The following is a 16250-nucleotide window of genomic DNA, read 5'->3' on the forward strand; positions in this document are numbered from 1 at the left end:
GTCGGTCGCTGACCGCCTCGAGATGCTGACAAAGCCCCGACCCAGGTCGGGGCTTTTGTTTTTTGCGGCTGTCGGCAGGCCGCCAGGGGGCGATGGCGAGCCGTCATACTCAGCGCATTTTCATCGCGCTAGAAACACGAAACCCCGCCACAGGGCGGGGTCCGTCGTCGCTTCGCAGCGCGTTGTCGCGGTTGTTACATGTTGGGGTAGTTCGGCCCGCCGGTGCCTTCCGGCGCTACCCAGGTGATGTTCTGAGACGGGTCCTTGATGTCGCAGGTCTTGCAGTGCACACAGTTCTGCGCGTTGATCTGGAAGCGCTTGCTGCCATCGTCATTGTCCACGACTTCGTAGACGCCAGCCGGGCAGTAACGCTGGGCAGGCTCGTCGTACAGCGGCAGGTTGCGCTCGATCGGAATGCTAGGGTCGATCAGCTTGAGGTGAACCGGCTGCTCTTCTTCGTGGTTGGTGTTGGAGAGGAATACCGAGCTGAGCTTGTCGAAGCTGAGCTTGCCGTCAGGCTTGGGGTAATCGATCTTCTTCGATTCGGCCGCTGTTTTCAGGCAGGCGTAATCCGGTTTGATGTCGTGCAGCGTGAACGGAATCTTGCCACCGAAAATGTTCTGGTCGATGAAGTTGAAAGCGCCACCCTTGACCGCGCCCCACTTGTGGATCGCCGCGCCGAAGTTGCGGCTGGCATACAGCTCCTGATACAGCCAGCTGGCTTTGAAACCTTCCTCGTAGCCGGTCAGCTCGTCACCGCCTTCACGACCGGCAAACAGGGCGTCCGCCACCGCTTCGGCGGCCAGCATGCCGGACTTCATCGCGGTATGGCTGCCCTTGATCTTGGCGAAGTTCAGCGTACCGGCATCGCAACCGATCAATGCGCCACCGTTGAAAACCATTTTCGGCAGCGAGTTGATGCCGCCTTTGGCAATGGCGCGCGCGCCGTAGGAGACGCGCTTGCCGCCTTCCAGGTACTGCTTGATGACCGGATGATGCTTGTAGCGCTGGAACTCATCGAACGGGGAGAGGAACGGGTTGCTATAGGACAGATCGACGATCAGACCGACCACGACCTGGTTGTTCTCCAGGTGATAGAGGAACGAACCTCCGGTATTCGCATCGTCCAACGGCCAGCCGGCCGTGTGCACGACCAGGCCTTGCTCGTGCTTGGCAGGATCGATATCCCAGAGTTCCTTGATGCCGATCCCGTAATGCTGCGGATCGACATTGGCGTTGAGCTGGAAACGGTTGATCAGTTGCTTGCCGATATGGCCGCGACAGCCTTCGGCGAACAGCGTGTACTTGGCCCGCAGCTCCATGCCTGGGGTGTACATGCCTTCTTTCGGATTACCTTCGCGGTCGACGCCAAGGTCGCCGGTGACGATGCCGCGCACCACGCCCTGTTCGTCGATCAGCGCTTCCTGGGCGGCGAAGCCCGGGTAAATCTCGACACCGAGGTTCTCCGCCTGCTGGGCCAGCCAGCGGCACAGGTTGCCCAGGGAAATGATGTAGTTGCCTTCGTTATGCATGGTTTTCGGGACCAGTGCATTGGGCAGCTTGCGCGCGGCTTCGGCGCTCTTGAGCAGGTAGATGTCGTCTCGCTTGACCGGGGTGTTCAGCGGCGCCTCGAGCTCTTTCCAGTTGGGGAACAGCTCGTTCAGCGCGCGCGGCTCGAACACGGCACCAGATAGGATGTGGGCGCCTACTTCGGAACCCTTCTCAACGACGCAGACGCTGATCTCCTTTCCGGCATCGGCGGCTCGTTGCTTCAGTCGGCAGGCAGCGGACAGGCCCGCGGGGCCGGCGCCGACGATAACTACGTCGAATTCCATGTATTCGCGTTCCATTGGCTATCTCCTACTCAAGGCTTGATTGTTTTATAGATAGTGGAGGGCTGGATCGGGTCCCTGATCAAGCCGAGCTGGCGCATTATATATAGACGCCCGGATGGGTCCAATACAAACGTTTGTTTGAATTTTTCGTCAGCCTGTTAGAATCCGGAAACTGCGGCTCATCAGGCCGGGTGAAAACGTAGCGAGCGACAGTTAGGCAACGCGGAAACAGGCGAGGAAGCGGACTGGGCTCGCACGCGAGTTTACGGGTTGTAATAAGCATTCCGACTGGGCTCGCAAACGAGCGTGTTTTAACGCGGCATAACCGAGCGCGGTAGTTTTCACACGGCCTGTTATGGCGGGTCATTCGCATTGTTGACCCCGGCTTACGGCTGCAGTCAAGATACGGGCAGTTTTGTGCTCGCCGAACAGGTCCAATGGCTGAGTTGACGGCCTGGACCTCGAGCATGGCTCGGTTCGCCTCAGCGAAATTCTATTCACCGGAGAGTAACGAGGAATCCATGAAGATTCTTGTAGCTGTCAAACGAGTGGTCGATTACAACGTCAAGGTCCGCGTCAAGGCGGACAACTCCGGCGTCGACCTCGCCAACGTCAAGATGTCGATGAACCCCTTCTGCGAAATCGCCGTGGAAGAAGCCGTACGCCTGAAAGAGAAGGGCGTGGCTAGTGAAATCGTCGTGGTTTCCATCGGACCGACCGCTGCGCAGGAGCAGCTGCGTACCGCACTGGCACTGGGTGCCGATCGGGCGGTGCTGGTCGAGTCGACCGAAGAGCTCAACTCGCTGGCCGTGGCCAAGCTGCTCAAAGCCGTCGTAGACAAGGAGCAGCCGCAGCTGGTCATCCTCGGCAAGCAGGCCATCGACAGCGACAACAACCAGACCGGCCAGATGCTGGGTGCGCTGACCGGGTTTGCCCAGGGCACCTTCGCCTCGAAAGTCGAAGTGTCGGGTGACAAGGTCAGCGTCGAGCGTGAAATCGACGGCGGCGCGCAGACCGTTTCGCTGAACCTTCCGGCCATCGTCACCACCGACCTGCGCCTGAACGAGCCGCGCTACGCCTCGCTGCCGAACATCATGAAAGCCAAGAAGAAGCCGCTGGAAGTTCTGACTCCGGACGCGCTGGGTGTATCCACCACCTCCACCGTCAAGGTCCTCAAGGTCGAAGCGCCAGCTGCACGCAGCGCCGGTATCAAGGTCAAGTCCGTGGAAGAACTGGTCGAGAAACTGAAGAACGAGGCGAAGGTAATCTAAATGACTATCCTGGTTATCGCTGAACACAACAATGCCGTCCTGGCTGCCGCCACGCTCAACACCGTGGCCGCCGCGAAAGCCATCGGTGGTGACATCCATGTGCTGGTCGCTGGTAGCGACTGCGCAGCCATCGGTGAAGCCGCTGCGAAAATCGAAGGCGTCTCCAAGGTACTGGTTGCCGACAACGCCGCCTACGCTCACCAGTTGCCCGAGAACGTCGCGCCGCTGATCGCCGAGCTGGCCAAGAATTACAGCCACGTGCTGGCCGCGGCTACTACCAATGGCAAGAACTTCCTGCCACGCGTCGCGGCGCTGCTGGATGTCGATCAGATTTCCGAAATCATCGCCGTTGAAAGTGCCGACACCTTCAAGCGTCCGATCTATGCCGGCAATGCCATCGCCACCGTGCAATCCAGCGCACCGATCAAGGTCATCACCGTTCGTTCGACCGGTTTCGATCCGGTGAACGCCGAAGGCGGCTCGGCGTCTGTCGAGCAGGTATCGGGTGCTGGCGACGCTGGTGTTTCCAGCTTTGTCGGTGAAGAGCTGGCCAAGTCCGATCGTCCCGAGCTGACCGCGGCGAAGATCGTCGTGTCCGGCGGCCGTGGCATGCAGAACGGCGACAACTTCAAGCACCTGTACTCGCTGGCCGACAAGCTCGGCGCTGCGGTCGGCGCTTCGCGCGCCGCGGTCGATGCCGGCTTCGTGCCGAACGACATGCAGGTTGGCCAGACCGGCAAGATCGTCGCGCCGCAGCTGTACATCGCCGTCGGCATCTCCGGTGCGATCCAGCACCTGGCCGGCATGAAGGACTCCAAGGTGATCGTTGCGATCAACAAGGACGAAGAGGCGCCTATCTTCCAGGTCGCCGACTACGGCCTGGTGGGCGATCTGTTCGAGATCCTGCCGGAGCTCGAGCGTCTCGTCTGACCGAGCCGCTGCCAAACAAACCCGCTCTCGTAGCGGGTTTTTTGTGGGCGCTCGCGTGCGACTAGCGATGGTAAGATCGCCAGGCGCTCACCGGCGCCAGTCCGAGTCCCAATTCAGAGGTTTTCCATGCGCTGTGCCGTTTCGCTGACATTCGCCTTGACCGCCTTGTTGTTGGCGACGCCTTTCGCGGCGAACGCGGCGGCAGCCAAGTGCGATCGGCTGATCGCAACCGGTGGCGCGAACAATCCACCGTTTCTATGGCGCGATCCGCAGAATCCCAAGCGTCTGGTGGGCGCGAATGCCGACCTGCTGAAGCAGATCACCGACTCGCTGGGGCTGAAACTGGAGCTGCTGTACACCGGGAACGCCGAAAAAGCCTTGGAAGAAGTTCGCAGCGGTCGGGTGGACCTGTTGGCCGATGCGGTGATCGACGTGCAGCAACTGGCGTATCTGGATTTCATCCATCCTCCAATTGCTGAGCTGCAAACATCGGCGTGGGTACGCAACGAGCCTGGCTTTCTCTACTCCAGTCGCGACGAGCTGGCAGGTCACTCAGGCACCTACGTCGCCACGACGCGCTTCGGTAGCGAGTTCCGGACCTACGCCGACAAGCACCTGCGTCTGCGTACCGCTCCAAGCCTGGCCGAGGCTGTGCAGGGGCTTTTGGCGGGCAAGTCCGACTACGTGCTGCATGAACGCTACAACGCCATCGCGCAGGCCGGTCGGCAGGGCTGGCTGGACAATATCCAGCGACTGGAACCGCCGGTGAGCCGGAGTGGGATGCATTTCGCGGTGGCGCACGACTCTGCGTGCAACGGGCCGTGGTTGCGCGGACAGCTGGCGATAAAAATGACAGAATTGCGTGCCGCCGGCGTGCCGCAACAGCTGCTGGTAGACAATCTCGAACGCTGGAAGCAGCAACCGGCATCGACAAGCAACTCGCAACGCTAGGACCTCTCCCTTGAACAAACACCTTTCCTGCATGCTCGGGCTATTGGCGTTGGCCGGTTGTGTCAGCGATCCCGCACCGACTGAACAGTTGCGTCTCACCGAGCAGGCGCTGACGCTGGCGCGCTCGGCAGGCGCCTCGGAGCAGACACCGGAGCTGGTGCTGGCAGAAGACGAGTACGCGGCTGCGATGGCGGCGATGCGGGACGAAGACTTCCGAAAGGCACGGCGGCTTGCCGAAAGGGCGGAGTTGGACGCCCGGCTGGCGGAGGCCAGCGTAATTAACGATAAGCGTGATCAGGAGCTGGCCGAGTTGCAGCGACGCATCGCGCGGCTACGTGAACAGTTGGGAGATCTGCGGTGAGAGCGGTGCTTTCTATTCCCGTGTTGCTGGTAGCGCTGGCTGGGCTCCAGGGTTGTGCTTCGCAGGCGTCCCGCCAGCAACTGGAACAGGCGACCTTGGCGTTCCAGAGTGTCGGTGACGATCCGCAGACGCTTCACGATGCACCGAAAGATGTGATGCGAGCTGCCGAATCGCTGGAGCGGGCCAATCGCTTTGCCGACTACTGGGGCGGCGATGCGGACGTCGAGCATTATGCCTATCTGAGCCAGCGTTACAGCGAGATCGCCCGCCAGCACAGCGAGCAGATTCAGAAGCAGCGGCGTGCCACCCAATTGGCGATGGAGCGGGAGCGCTTGCGTCAGGCGCTGCAGGAGGCGCGCTTGCTCGATGCCCAGCAGCAAGGTCGCTTGCTGGAGGATCAGATGGTCAGTCTGGCTGCGGCGGAAACCGATCGTGGCCTGGTGATGACGTTGGGCGATGTACTGTTCGAGGCTGCCAGCGCCGAGCTCGGCCCTTCGGCCAATCGCACGCTGCTCAAGGTCGTGCGTTTCCTGCAGCTCAATCCCAAGCGCAGGGTGAGGATCGAGGGCTACACCGACAATCGAGGCGACGCGGCCGAGAACCTGGCTCTGTCCGAGGCTCGGGCGCAGGCGGTGAGCGATTTCATGCAAAGCCTGGGGATCGACGGCGCACGCATGGAGGTGGTGGGTTATGGCGAGCAGCACCGCGTCGCCGAGAACGCCTCGGCGCGTGGGCGGGCGCAGAATCGGCGGGTCGAGATTCTGTTTTCCGATGAGCAGGGCCGTCTCAGCAGCCCGCGTTAATTTCCCGTGTATCGTTGCGCTGACCAAAGGTAACGGACTGTGTCGGCGAGTTAGCCGTTAACTGTATTGGTCGAGCATAACAGTGTTGGACTACTGTTATGGTTCAGTTGGCGGGGACGGACGTTATGACCAATCTGTTGCTTTATCAGCGCATCGCACATCAGCTCGCCGAAGACATCCGGCGAGGGGTTTATCGCCCGGGCGAGCGTGTGCCTTCGGTGCGCAAGATGAGCATGCAGCTCAACGTCAGCCATGCGACCGTGCTGCAGGCTTACGCCAATCTCGAAGACCAGGGGATGATCCGGGCGCGTCCGCAGTCCGGCTTCTATGTTCATCACACGCCGGCACTGACCGCGCCGACCCCTGATATCGCTCAGGTCGAGCGGCCGACGCTGGTCACGCGCAGCAGCATCATCAACCAGGTGCTGAGCGAGTCACGCCGCGATGGTCTGATTCCGTTGGGCGCCGCCGTGCCCCATGTGGATTACCTGCCGGCGCGTGCGCTGCATCAGCAACTGGCCAAGGTGACCCGCTTCCAGAGCCAGCGTGCGTTCAGCTACATGTTCAGCCCCGGTTACGAGCCGCTGCGCCGGCAGGTGGCGATCCGCATGCGCGACGCCGGTGTGGTCGTCGGACCGGATGAAGTGGTGATCACTCATGGTTGCGTCGATGCGCTGCAGATGTCTCTTCGGGTTTTGACCAAGCCCGGCGACCTGATCGCGGCGGAATCGCCCAGCTACTACGGCCTGTTGCAACTGGCCGATCTGCTTGGGCTCAAGGTCATCGAAATTCCCTGCGATCCGGATACCGGGCTCAGCCTCGAAGCGCTGCAGCTGGCGGCCAGTCAGTGGCCGATCAAGGCGCTGGTACTGACGGCGCGCCTGAGCAATCCGCTTGGCGGCAGCGTCCCCGACGCGCGGCAGAAGCAGTTGCTGAAGTTGGCGGCGAATTTCGACATCCAGATTGTCGAAGACGATATCTATGGTGAGTTGTTGTTCGATGTGGGTTCCATCAGGGCGCTCAAGTCCAACGATGTGGACGGACGAGTGATCTACTGTTCTAGCTTCTCAAAGACGATTTCGCCTGGGGTACGCATTGGCTGGATCATTCCCGGGCGCTACCGTGACGAAATTCAGCGCTTGCAGACGTTCAGCACGCATTCGGCGTGCAGCGTGACGCAGATGGGTGTTGCGGCGTATCTGGAGAACGGCGGCTATGATCGCCACCTGCGTTACATCCGCCACGAATACCGGAAGAACCTCAGTGCCTTCCAGTTGGCCGTGCAACGTTATTTCCCGGAGGGCACGCAGATGACGCGACCCACCGGTGGCTTCATTCTCTGGGTCAGTCTGCCTGCTCGGGTGAATACCAAGGAGCTGCACGTTCAGGCGCTCAAGCGCGGCATCAGCATTGCGCCGGGCTTGATCTTCAGTAACACCGAGCAGTTCAATCATTGCGTGCGGCTCAATTGCGGGTTGCCTTGGACGGCAGAGGCTGAGCGAGCACTGAAGACACTCGGCGAGCTGGCGGGGGACCTTTGCCGGCAATCGAACTGACAGGATCGAGGAGGCGTTGGCCATGAAATGCTTGAGTTTGCTGCTTGCGCTTCCCTTGTTGGTCGCCTGTGACGGGGACAAGCTGCCACCGCAGCCAGGGCCGCCGGCCAAACCCAAGGTGGAAACCACGGCCACTGACGCCAAGCCACTGAGCACCCTCGAACCTGCGGCTACCGAACACGCCAACCGCGATGCACGCAAGCCCCCGGCCATCGAGATTGAGCTCGATCCGGTCGTCGATGAGGAATCCGAGCGGCTGCCGTCAGAGCAGGTCGCTCCCGCGCCGCCCAAGCCGGTGGCGGCGGCACCGGCGAGCCCGAAGAAGAAGGTCGCGCCCGAACGTGTCGAGTTGCCCGAGGCCGAGCTTGACCTGAGTCTTCCGGAGGACTGGGCCAAGGAACTCGAACCGGGGCACGGGGAAGATACCGCCTCGATGCAGTTGTTGCCGCCGTTGTTCGAATCGCGGGAAGCCAACAACTCGGTGCAGATGAGTGGACGCCTTCTACAAGGCTTGCAGGAGGATGATCCGCTGATCGATGGGGCTGAAATCAATTTCGAACTGAAACGCTGAGTTGGTTCGACGCGCTAGCGCACCGGGTTGCAGCTCGGGATCGCTTCGTTTTCGACGTTCGCCAGCAAAGCCCGCAAGGCGTCCGCCGGAAGCGGGTAGCTCATGTGAAAGCCCTGCATTTCGCTGCAGCCGTCGGCAACCAGGCGCATCAACTGTTCCGAGGTCTCCACGCCCTCGGCCGTGACGCGCATATCCAGGCCGCGACCGAGGTCGATGAGTGCCTTGACGATGGAATGATCTTCGCTCGAATGCGTCATGCCCACGACAAAGCTGCCGTCGATCTTGATCGTGTCGAACGGGTAATGGCGCAGGTTGTTCAGGGAGGAGTAGCCGGTGCCGAAGTCATCCATCGCCAGGCGTACGCCGATGCTCTTCAATTCGTTGAGCACATCCAGGGTGCGGCGGTTCTCCTGCAGCAGCGCCGTTTCGGTGATTTCCAGCTCAAGACGGTGGGCTGGCAGCCCGCTTTCTCGCAGTACGCTCTGAACCAGATCGGGGAGCACATCGTTGCGTAGCTGCAAGGGCGACAGGTTGACCGAGATCATCAAGTCTTCGGCCCAGCCGCTGGCCTCGGCGCATGCCTGACGCAGCACCCATTCGCCGAGCGGAACGATCAAGCCGGTTTCTTCGGCCAGCGGAATGAAGTGCTCAGGTTGCAGCAGGCCGCGGCTCGGGTGGCGCCAGCGCAGCAGCGCTTCGGCACCATTGATGCGCATGCCTTCGCTGAAGTAGCGCGGCTGGTAATAGACCACGAACTGACCATCGACGATGGCCTCGCGCAGTTCGTCCTCCTGGCGGCGCCGCTCGAGCAGGCGCTGGTCCATATCGCTGCCGTAGAACCGCCAGGTACCACGACCATCGGATTTGGCTTGATACAGCGCGATGTCGGCGCAGCGCAACAGTTCGCTGGCCAGGTTGGTGTCAGTCGGCGCCATGGCGATGCCAATACTGGCGCCGATATGAATCTGTTTACCTTCATAGATGAAGGGCTCGCTGATCGCCTCGACGATACGGGCGCAGAGCCTCTGGACATCCTCGTTGTGTTGCAGACGGCTCATGACCAGGACGAATTCGTCGCCGCCCAGCCGTGCCACCAAGTCGTCGCCGCGGGTGCATTGCTTGAGGCGATCGGATACCCCGACCAACACTTCATCGCCCGCACCATGGCCCAGCGTGTCGTTGACCGGCTTGAAGCGGTCCAGGTCGATGTACAGCACGGCCAGTCTGGATCCGCTGGTGAGCGTGGACAGTTTGCTGTCCAGATAGTCGCGCAGGCGGTTGCGATTCGGCAGGCCGGTCAGGGCGTCATGCTGCGACAGATACTGCACCCGCGCCTGGGCTCGGGTCTCCTCGGTGATGTCGCTTGCCGTGCCCCGGTACCCCAGCAGCGTGTCGTCCCGGTAGATGGCCCGTGCGGACAACCGGCAGTTTCGCTCGCAGCCGTTGGCCGCCTGATAGCTGCAGCGCAGCGGTGCGCGGTGTGGCGCGGCCAGCCAGTCGTGCAGCGCGGCCTGATCGCTGATCAGCAGATCGATCAAAGGGTGGCCAATCCAGGCGGAAGGCTGATGCCCGGTGATTTCCTCGAATCGATTGGAGAGATAGGTTAGACGCGCGTTCTGATCGGTCTCCCAGATCCAGTCCGATGCGGCTTCCGCCACGTCGCGGAAACGCTCTTCGCTGGCTGCCAGTGCCTTGCGGCTACGGGATAGTCGCTCGTAGTTGGCGTCCATGAACCTGACGGTCTTGAGCGCTTGACGCAGCAGCAGCCAGGCCAGGATGCCAAGCCCCAGCGTGACCGCAGCCAGCACCGGCAAGGTGATCCAAAGCAGGTAGTGCCCCGGCTGAGACAGATCCCAGGTAAACGCCTGGGGCGTCCCGTCGACCCTCTGCAGGGTGAGCGATGCGTCATGGCCGCGGGTCGTCCGTTCATCGACACGCAGGCCTTCGACCGTATAGTGCTCGCCCAGCTGAATCAGCTGTTCGGCATCCAGCACATCGACGAAAAGCAGGGTCGAGGCGGGACGGTCCATCGGCTCGACATCACTCCCGCCCGGTATCATCACGGCTGCGGCAACCATCGCCGGATGCCCGTCCGCCGTTAGCAGACCGACCACGGACTCATCATCTTCAACGGCTTCGCGGGCTTGCCCGAGCAACGTCTCCAGACCGCCACCGAGCCATTGGCGCGCGTCGACCTCGACCAGCTCGCCGTGGATGACCGAGTAGGTCGTTTCGCCATCGCTCGCGATGACCAGCAGCCCCTCATAGCCGAAGTCGTTATAGAGAGACGGGCCGAGGTTTTCCTCGTCATAGGCCCAGGCGGTATTCACCCGCTTGCTCAGATTGGCATAGGCGTCGCCCCAGAATGCGTTGTCGGTGACTTGGCGGGCCATGTTGCGCTGGCGCGCCTCGAAGGCCTTGCCGACCAGAGCGGTTTGCTGCGTCAGCGCATCGCGGTCGATGGTACGTGCGATATGAATGATCGCCACCGCGGCGGCGATCAGCGCAGCAGCCAGCACACAAGCGATACCGGGCAGGATACGCTTCGAGAATGTCGCTTGGGCTTTGGGGTTGCTGACTTGGATCGACGACGGTTCCGACGGCATTGAGGCTTCCTTGAGGAAGGCAGAATCATCTCTTGTATGAAGGCCAAAAGCCATCTTTGACTGATGGGTCAGCTATTTTCGCGGGTTATGCGGGCCCAGGGCCCGATCGAGCTACCTGTTGCGCGCGTCTTCGGCGTCCGCTTCGGCGTTGCGCTGGGCGATCCGTCGTTTCTGCTCGTCGGTCAGTGGGATTTTCCGGGCATCCGCGCGCAAGGCCATCAGCCCGCCAACGATCATGCCGAGGACCAGGACCAGCAGTAACCAGATATACCAAGGCATGTCTTTTCTCCTGATGATTTTTTGCGCGTGCTTCACCTTACTCCACGCTGTTCAGCCGCGCCATGGCGTGCCCGAACGGCTCAACGAACGGGCGGCCTCGATGAGTATTTTCTGCGACAATGCGCGCCGAAATTGCAGAGGAATGCTCATGTCCTGCCAGACCCCCATCATCGTTGCGCTCGATTTTCCATCCCGTGATGCCGCGCTGGCCTTGGCCGCTCAGCTCGACCCGGCGCTATGCCGCGTCAAGGTCGGCAAGGAACTGTTCACCCGCTGCGGTCCGCAAATTGTCGAAGCGCTGCAACTTAAGGGATTTGAGGTGTTTCTCGACCTGAAATTCCATGACATCCCCAACACCACGGCAATGGCGGTCAGCGCCGCAGCGGAGTTGGGTGTCTGGATGGTCAACGTTCACTGCTCCGGCGGCCGGCGGATGATGGCCGCGTGTCGCGATGCCCTGGACAAGGTAAACGGGCCCAGGCCGTTGCTTATCGGCGTCACGGTATTGACCAGCATGGAGCAGGCGGACCTGGCCGATATCGGCCTCGATCTGGAACCACAGCAGCAGGTGCTGCGTCTGGCAGGACTGGCGGCGGACGCAGGCCTCGACGGTCTGGTCTGCTCGGCGCAGGAGGCGCAAGCCCTGAAGGCGCGTTTCGCGCAGTTGAGTCTGGTCACCCCGGGTATTCGACCGGCCGGTAGCCAGGCGGACGATCAGCGGAGGATTCTCACCCCGGCCGAAGCCATGGCCGCGGGATCGGATTATCTGGTGATTGGCCGCCCGATCGCGCAGGCAGCCGATCCGGCCCGGGCGTTGGCTGTGGTGGTCGGCGAGCTGGCCTAAGCCGTGTCGTACAGACGGTCGTCGCGCCTGCGACAACCGTCTGCGCTGGCGACAAAGGTCAGCTGACCTTCAACACCAGCTTGCCGAAATTGCCGCCGGTGAACAGCTTCATCAGCGTATCCGGGAACGTTTCCAGGCCTTCGACCACGTCTTCCTTGCTCTTCAACTCGCCGCTCTGCATCCAGCCGGCCATGTCTTTCATGGCTTCCGGATAGCGCGAGACGTAATCCATTACCACCATGCCTTGCATGCGCGCACGGTTGACCAACAGCGACAGGTAGTTGGCCGGCCCCTTGACCGCTTCCTTGTTGTTGTACTGGCTGATGGCACCACAGATGACGATGCGCGCGCCTACGCCGATGCGGGTCAGCACCGCATCGAGGATGTCGCCACCAACGTTGTCGAAATAGACATCGACGCCCTTGGGGCATTCACGTTTCAGGCCCGCGGCGACGTCTTCGCTCTTGTAGTCGATGGCGGCATCGAAGCCCAGTTCGTCGACGAGGAAACGGCACTTGTCGGCTCCGCCGGCGATGCCCACGACGCGACAGCCTTTTATCTTCGCGATCTGCCCGGCAACACTGCCCACCGCACCGGCCGCACCGGAGATCACCACGGTTTCGCCCGCCTTGGGTTCACCCACCGACAGCAGGCCGAAATAGGCCGTCATGCCGGTCATGCCCAGCGCGGACAGGAAGCGCGGCAGTGGCGCCTGGTTCGGGTCGACTTTGTAAAACCCTTTCGGCTCGCCGAGAAAATAATCCTGAACACCGAGCGCACCGTTGACGTAGTCGCCTTCGGCGAATCCCGGATGCTGGGACGCGATGACCTTGCCCACGCCCAGCGCACGCATCACCTCACCGATACCGACCGGCGGGATGTAGGACTTGGCGTCGTTCATCCAGCCACGCATGGCGGGGTCGAGCGACAGGTACTCGTTCTTGACGAGAATCTGGTTCGGGCCGAGCTCGCCCAGCGGTTTTTCGACGAACTCGAAGGTGTCGCGGGTCGGAGCGCCGACTGGGCGCTTGGCCAGAAGGAACTGGCGGTTGGTCGTGTCCATGAATACCTCTGAGGTGGGCAAAAGCTTGGTGTAGCCCGTCGAGCTCGGCTCTGCAAGCATGGCAGGAAAGCTGGAATGCACTGGCATCCGCCTGAGTGATATCGCCACATGTCTGTTAAGTCGCATGGGGGATAGCGGTATAAACATGACCGCTGCGTGGCTTGTGGTCACGTTAGGACTCGCAAGCTTTTCAATCGATAAGGGTATTGAGCATGAGCATGTCTTTTTCCGGTCAGGTGGCGTTGGTAACAGGGGCGGCGGCCGGCATTGGTCGCGCGACGGCACTGGCGTTTGCCCGGCAAGGGCTTAAGGTCGTGGTGGCCGACCTTGACGAAACGGGCGGCGCCGCCTGTGCCCAGGCCATTCACGACGCCGGTGGCGAGGCATTGTTTGTTCGTTGCGATGTCACCCGCGACGCGGACGTCCAGGCGATGGTCGAACAAGCCGTGGCACGCTTCGGCCGCATCGACTATGCCTTCAACAACGCCGGGATCGAGATCGAGCAGGGGCGCCTGGCCGAAGGCAGCGAGGCTGAGTTCGACGCCATCATGGGCGTCAACGTGAAAGGCGTCTGGCTGTGCATGAAGCATCAGTTGCCGGTGATGCTGGCTCAGGGCGGCGGTGCGATCGTCAATACCGCATCGGTTGCCGGCCTGGGCGCGGCGCCGAAGATGAGCATCTACGCGGCATCCAAGCACGCGGTGATCGGGCTGACCAAATCCGCAGCGATCGAATACGCCAAAAAGAAGATTCGGGTCAACGCGGTCTGTCCGGCTGTGATCGATACCGACATGTTCCGCCGTGCCTACGAAGCCGATCCGCGCAAGGCCGACTTCGCCGCGGCCATGCACCCGGTCGGGCGCATCGGCACGGTGGAAGAGATCGCCGCCGCGGTGCTCTATCTCTGTAGCGACGGCGCCGCGTTCACCACAGGGCATGCGCTGGCGGTCGACGGCGGCGCAACGGCTATCTAACGCCGCCGGACCCAAAAGCGCTTCTACAAGGGCTGGGCCGAACCCGTGGGAGCGGTCTCGACCGCGAATGGGGGCGGCACCGTAGCGAAAAGATCGCGGTCAAGACCGCTCCCACCAGCGCGGCGCTGAACCCTGTAGGAGCGGTCTCGACCGCGAACGGGGGCGGCATCGTAGTAAAAGATCGCGGTCAAGACCGCTCAGACAAGCGCGGCGCTGAACCCTGTAGGAGCGGTCTCGACCGCGAAAGGGGCGGCATCGTAGTAAAAGATCGCGGTCAAGACCGCTCCTACAAGCGCGGCGCTGAACCTGTGGGAGCGGTCTCGACCGCGAAAGGGGCGGCATCGTAGTGAAAAGATCGCGGTCAAGACCGCTCCTACAAGCGCGGCGCTGAACCCTGTGGGAGCGGTCTCGACCGCGAAAGGGGCGGCATCGTAGTGAAAAGATCACTATCAAGACCGCGCCCAAACACCGGCTACTCAGAGTCTTGTTGGCCGGTTTGTCGAATCCAACCTCAGCGCCTCAGGCCCGCTTGTTAAGAATCAACAAGGTAAGCCCGCCGGCAATCAGCCCCCACAGCGCTGCCCCGATGCCGAACAGCGTCAGCCCAGACGCCGTCACCATAAAGGTGATCAGGGCGGCGTCGCGCTCATTGGGCTGCTGCATGGCCTGGGTCAGGCCCGAACTGATCGAGCCGAGCAAGGCCAGGGCGGCGATGGACAACACCAGCGCCGCTGGAAACGAGGCGAACAACGCAGCGAGCGTGGCGCCGAATATGCCGGCGATACCGTAGAAAACCCCGCACCAGACGGCGGCGGTGTAACGTCGGGTCGGGTCCGGGTGCGCCTCCGGTCCGCTGCAGATGGCCATGGTGATCGCCGCCAGATGAATACCGTGGGAGCCGAACGGAGCCAGCAGCACCGAGGCGATTCCGGTAACCGAAATCAATGGCGAGGCCGGAACCTGATAGCCCTCGGCGCGAAGTACGGCCAGGCCGGGCATGTTCTGTGACGCCATGGCGATTACGAATAGCGGAATGCCGATGCTGAAGATCGCAGCGATCGACAGCGACGGCGTGGTCCAGACCGGCACCGCTATCTGCAGGCTCAGCTGGCGGAAGTCCAGCAGACCCAAGGCCGCCGACAACGCGCAGCCGACCAGTAGCGCCGACAGCACCGCATAACGGGGGGCGAGCCGTTTGGCCAGCAGATAGCTGAAGAACATCGCCAGTACCAGTAGCGGCTGAACCTTGACGGCACGAAAGATCTCGCTGCCGATGTTGAACAGCACGCCCGCCAGCAACGCCGCGGCCAGCGAGGCGGGCACCTTTCGCATCAGCCGCTCGAAGCTGCCGGTCAGGCCGCAGAGCGCGATCAACAGCGAGGCGAAGATAAAGGCGCCGATCGCTTCAGCGTAGGGAACGCCGGGCAGGCTGCTGATCAGCAGCGCCGCACCGGGGGTCGACCAGGCGATGACCACCGGCGTGCGGTAGCGCATCGACAACCCGATGCTGCAAATCGCCATGCCGATGGACAGCGCCCAGATCCAGGAAGAAATCTGCGCGCTGCTGAGCCCGGCCGCTTGCCCAGCCTGAAACATCAGCACTAGCGAACTGGTGTAGCCGGTGAGCATGGCTATAAAGCCCGCCACGATGGTGGATACCGAACTGTCGGCGAATGGGCGGGCTAACGAACGGGGGGCGGCCGGCATGGAGTGTCCTGTGGGTTGTTCGACGGCCTAGCCTAGGGGGCTCGGCCGGGCGCGTCACGGTACAGTGGGCGGGAAGATGAGTGTTACAGCGGGAGTCGGTAAGTCGCGATCGTTCACACCGCCCCTTTCGCGGTCGAGACCGCTCCCATGGGTTCGGCGTGGCCCTTGTAGGAGCGGTCTTGACCGCGATCTTTTACTGCGGTGTCGCTCCCTTTCGCGGTCGAGACCGCTCCCACGAATTCGGCGTGGCCCTTGTAGGAGCGGTCTGACCGCGATCGTTCACTCCGGTGCCGCCCCCTTCGCGGTCGAGACCGCTCCCACGGGTTCGGCGTGGCCCTTGTAGGAGCGGTCTTGACCGGTCTTTTTACTCCGTGGCGTCATCACCATCCAAGCTGTCCAGCCTCCAGCCTCCAGCCTCCAGCCTCCAGCCTCCAGCCTCCAGCCTCCAGCCCGATTCCAACCTCGCCTTCGAAGCTGGCACCGATGTTGCTATTACTCC

The 16250-nt window shown here is 62.1% G+C and carries 14 protein-coding genes; 9 read left to right on the plus strand and 5 right to left on the minus strand.

All coding sequences use genetic code 11. The annotated features are described in order from the left end of the window. Positions 1 to 194 precede the first annotated feature (194 nt). A complete protein-coding gene (locus KCX70_RS08180) occupies positions 195 to 1850 on the minus strand; it encodes an electron transfer flavoprotein-ubiquinone oxidoreductase (RefSeq protein ID WP_212619858.1) in 1656 nt (551 codons plus the stop codon). A gap of 506 nt (positions 1851 to 2356) precedes the next feature. On the opposite strand from KCX70_RS08180, the gene KCX70_RS08185 reads away from it, so the two are divergent. The 7 genes from KCX70_RS08185 (at position 2357) to KCX70_RS08215 (ending at position 8278) form a co-directional block, all read left to right on the plus strand. Continuing rightward, entirely contained in the window at positions 2357 to 3106 is a 750-nt protein-coding gene (locus KCX70_RS08185; RefSeq protein WP_021207707.1) for an electron transfer flavoprotein subunit beta/FixA family protein, read from the plus strand. Next, positions 3107 to 4036 carry an electron transfer flavoprotein subunit alpha/FixB family protein gene (locus tag KCX70_RS08190; RefSeq protein ID WP_212619859.1) on the plus strand — a complete coding sequence of 310 codons (930 nt, stop codon included), beginning with the start codon at positions 3107 to 3109 and terminating at the stop codon, positions 4034 to 4036. A 126-nt stretch (positions 4037 to 4162) separates the two neighbouring features. After that, complete coding sequence (locus KCX70_RS08195; protein WP_212619860.1) at positions 4163 to 4987, plus strand: substrate-binding periplasmic protein; 825 nt, start codon at positions 4163 to 4165, stop codon at positions 4985 to 4987. A 31-nt stretch (positions 4988 to 5018) separates the two neighbouring features. Continuing rightward, the gene (locus tag KCX70_RS08200) at positions 5019 to 5348 is read left to right on the plus strand and encodes a DUF4398 domain-containing protein (protein WP_102851069.1); all 330 of its coding nucleotides are present in this window, start codon (positions 5019 to 5021) and stop codon (positions 5346 to 5348) included. After that, positions 5345 to 6151 carry an OmpA family protein gene (locus KCX70_RS08205; RefSeq protein ID WP_212619861.1) on the plus strand — a complete coding sequence of 269 codons (807 nt, stop codon included), beginning with the start codon at positions 5345 to 5347 and terminating at the stop codon, positions 6149 to 6151. The genes KCX70_RS08200 and KCX70_RS08205 overlap by 4 nt, the downstream gene beginning before the upstream one ends. 125 nt (positions 6152 to 6276) lie before the next feature. Further along, positions 6277 to 7707, plus strand: coding sequence for a PLP-dependent aminotransferase family protein (locus tag KCX70_RS08210; RefSeq protein ID WP_102851067.1), 1431 nt, complete (start codon positions 6277 to 6279; stop codon positions 7705 to 7707). A 22-nt stretch (positions 7708 to 7729) separates the two neighbouring features. Continuing rightward, positions 7730 to 8278 carry a hypothetical protein gene (locus KCX70_RS08215; RefSeq protein ID WP_212619862.1) on the plus strand — a complete coding sequence of 183 codons (549 nt, stop codon included), beginning with the start codon at positions 7730 to 7732 and terminating at the stop codon, positions 8276 to 8278. A gap of 14 nt (positions 8279 to 8292) precedes the next feature. On the opposite strand, the gene KCX70_RS08220 is transcribed toward KCX70_RS08215, so the two are convergent. Both KCX70_RS08220 and KCX70_RS08225 read right to left on the minus strand, forming a co-directional pair. Then, complete coding sequence (locus tag KCX70_RS08220; RefSeq protein WP_212619863.1) at positions 8293 to 10884, minus strand: bifunctional diguanylate cyclase/phosphodiesterase; 2592 nt, start codon at positions 10882 to 10884, stop codon at positions 8293 to 8295. Positions 10885 to 10995: 111 nt separating this feature from the next. Then, complete coding sequence (locus tag KCX70_RS08225) at positions 10996 to 11163, minus strand: DUF2897 family protein (RefSeq protein WP_021207714.1); 168 nt, start codon at positions 11161 to 11163, stop codon at positions 10996 to 10998. A gap of 148 nt (positions 11164 to 11311) precedes the next feature. Here KCX70_RS08225 and pyrF point away from each other — a divergent pair, with 148 nt between their 5' ends. Then, complete coding sequence (gene pyrF, locus KCX70_RS08230; RefSeq protein ID WP_212619864.1) at positions 11312 to 12007, plus strand: orotidine-5'-phosphate decarboxylase; 696 nt, start codon at positions 11312 to 11314, stop codon at positions 12005 to 12007. A 58-nt stretch (positions 12008 to 12065) separates the two neighbouring features. On the opposite strand, the gene KCX70_RS08235 is transcribed toward pyrF, so the two are convergent. After that, positions 12066 to 13070 carry an NADP-dependent oxidoreductase gene (locus KCX70_RS08235; protein WP_021207716.1) on the minus strand — a complete coding sequence of 335 codons (1005 nt, stop codon included), beginning with the start codon at positions 13068 to 13070 and terminating at the stop codon, positions 12066 to 12068. 212 nt (positions 13071 to 13282) lie between these two features. On the opposite strand from KCX70_RS08235, the gene KCX70_RS08240 reads away from it, so the two are divergent. After that, positions 13283 to 14044, plus strand: a complete 762-nt coding sequence (locus tag KCX70_RS08240; protein WP_102851063.1) for an SDR family oxidoreductase — start codon at positions 13283 to 13285, stop codon at positions 14042 to 14044. A gap of 519 nt (positions 14045 to 14563) precedes the next feature. Here KCX70_RS08240 and KCX70_RS08245 read toward each other — a convergent pair. Then, positions 14564 to 15751, minus strand: coding sequence for a benzoate/H(+) symporter BenE family transporter (locus tag KCX70_RS08245; RefSeq protein ID WP_212619865.1), 1188 nt, complete (start codon positions 15749 to 15751; stop codon positions 14564 to 14566). Positions 15752 to 16250 lie beyond the last annotated feature (499 nt).

It is taken from the genome of Stutzerimonas stutzeri (assembly GCF_018138085.1).
Classification (GTDB): Bacteria; Pseudomonadota; Gammaproteobacteria; order Pseudomonadales; family Pseudomonadaceae; genus Stutzerimonas; species Stutzerimonas stutzeri_AI.

Coding starts and splice junctions, on each gene's coding strand:
- pyrF (WP_212619864.1), top strand. CDS start 11,312: ATGTCCTGCCAGACCCCCATCATCGTTGCGCTCGATTTTCCATCCCGT.
- KCX70_RS08220 (WP_212619863.1), bottom strand. CDS start 10,884: ATGCCGTCGGAACCGTCGTCGATCCAAGTCAGCAACCCCAAAGCCCAA.
- KCX70_RS08185 (WP_021207707.1), top strand. CDS start 2,357: ATGAAGATTCTTGTAGCTGTCAAACGAGTGGTCGATTACAACGTCAAG.
- KCX70_RS08200 (WP_102851069.1), top strand. CDS start 5,019: ATGCTCGGGCTATTGGCGTTGGCCGGTTGTGTCAGCGATCCCGCACCG.
- KCX70_RS08180 (WP_212619858.1), bottom strand. CDS start 1,850: ATGGAACGCGAATACATGGAATTCGACGTAGTTATCGTCGGCGCCGGC.
- KCX70_RS08190 (WP_212619859.1), top strand. CDS start 3,107: ATGACTATCCTGGTTATCGCTGAACACAACAATGCCGTCCTGGCTGCC.
- KCX70_RS08225 (WP_021207714.1), bottom strand. CDS start 11,163: ATGCCTTGGTATATCTGGTTACTGCTGGTCCTGGTCCTCGGCATGATC.
- KCX70_RS08240 (WP_102851063.1), top strand. CDS start 13,283: ATGAGCATGTCTTTTTCCGGTCAGGTGGCGTTGGTAACAGGGGCGGCG.
- KCX70_RS08195 (WP_212619860.1), top strand. CDS start 4,163: ATGCGCTGTGCCGTTTCGCTGACATTCGCCTTGACCGCCTTGTTGTTG.
- KCX70_RS08215 (WP_212619862.1), top strand. CDS start 7,730: ATGAAATGCTTGAGTTTGCTGCTTGCGCTTCCCTTGTTGGTCGCCTGT.
- KCX70_RS08245 (WP_212619865.1), bottom strand. CDS start 15,751: ATGCCGGCCGCCCCCCGTTCGTTAGCCCGCCCATTCGCCGACAGTTCG.
- KCX70_RS08235 (WP_021207716.1), bottom strand. CDS start 13,070: ATGGACACGACCAACCGCCAGTTCCTTCTGGCCAAGCGCCCAGTCGGC.
- KCX70_RS08210 (WP_102851067.1), top strand. CDS start 6,277: ATGACCAATCTGTTGCTTTATCAGCGCATCGCACATCAGCTCGCCGAA.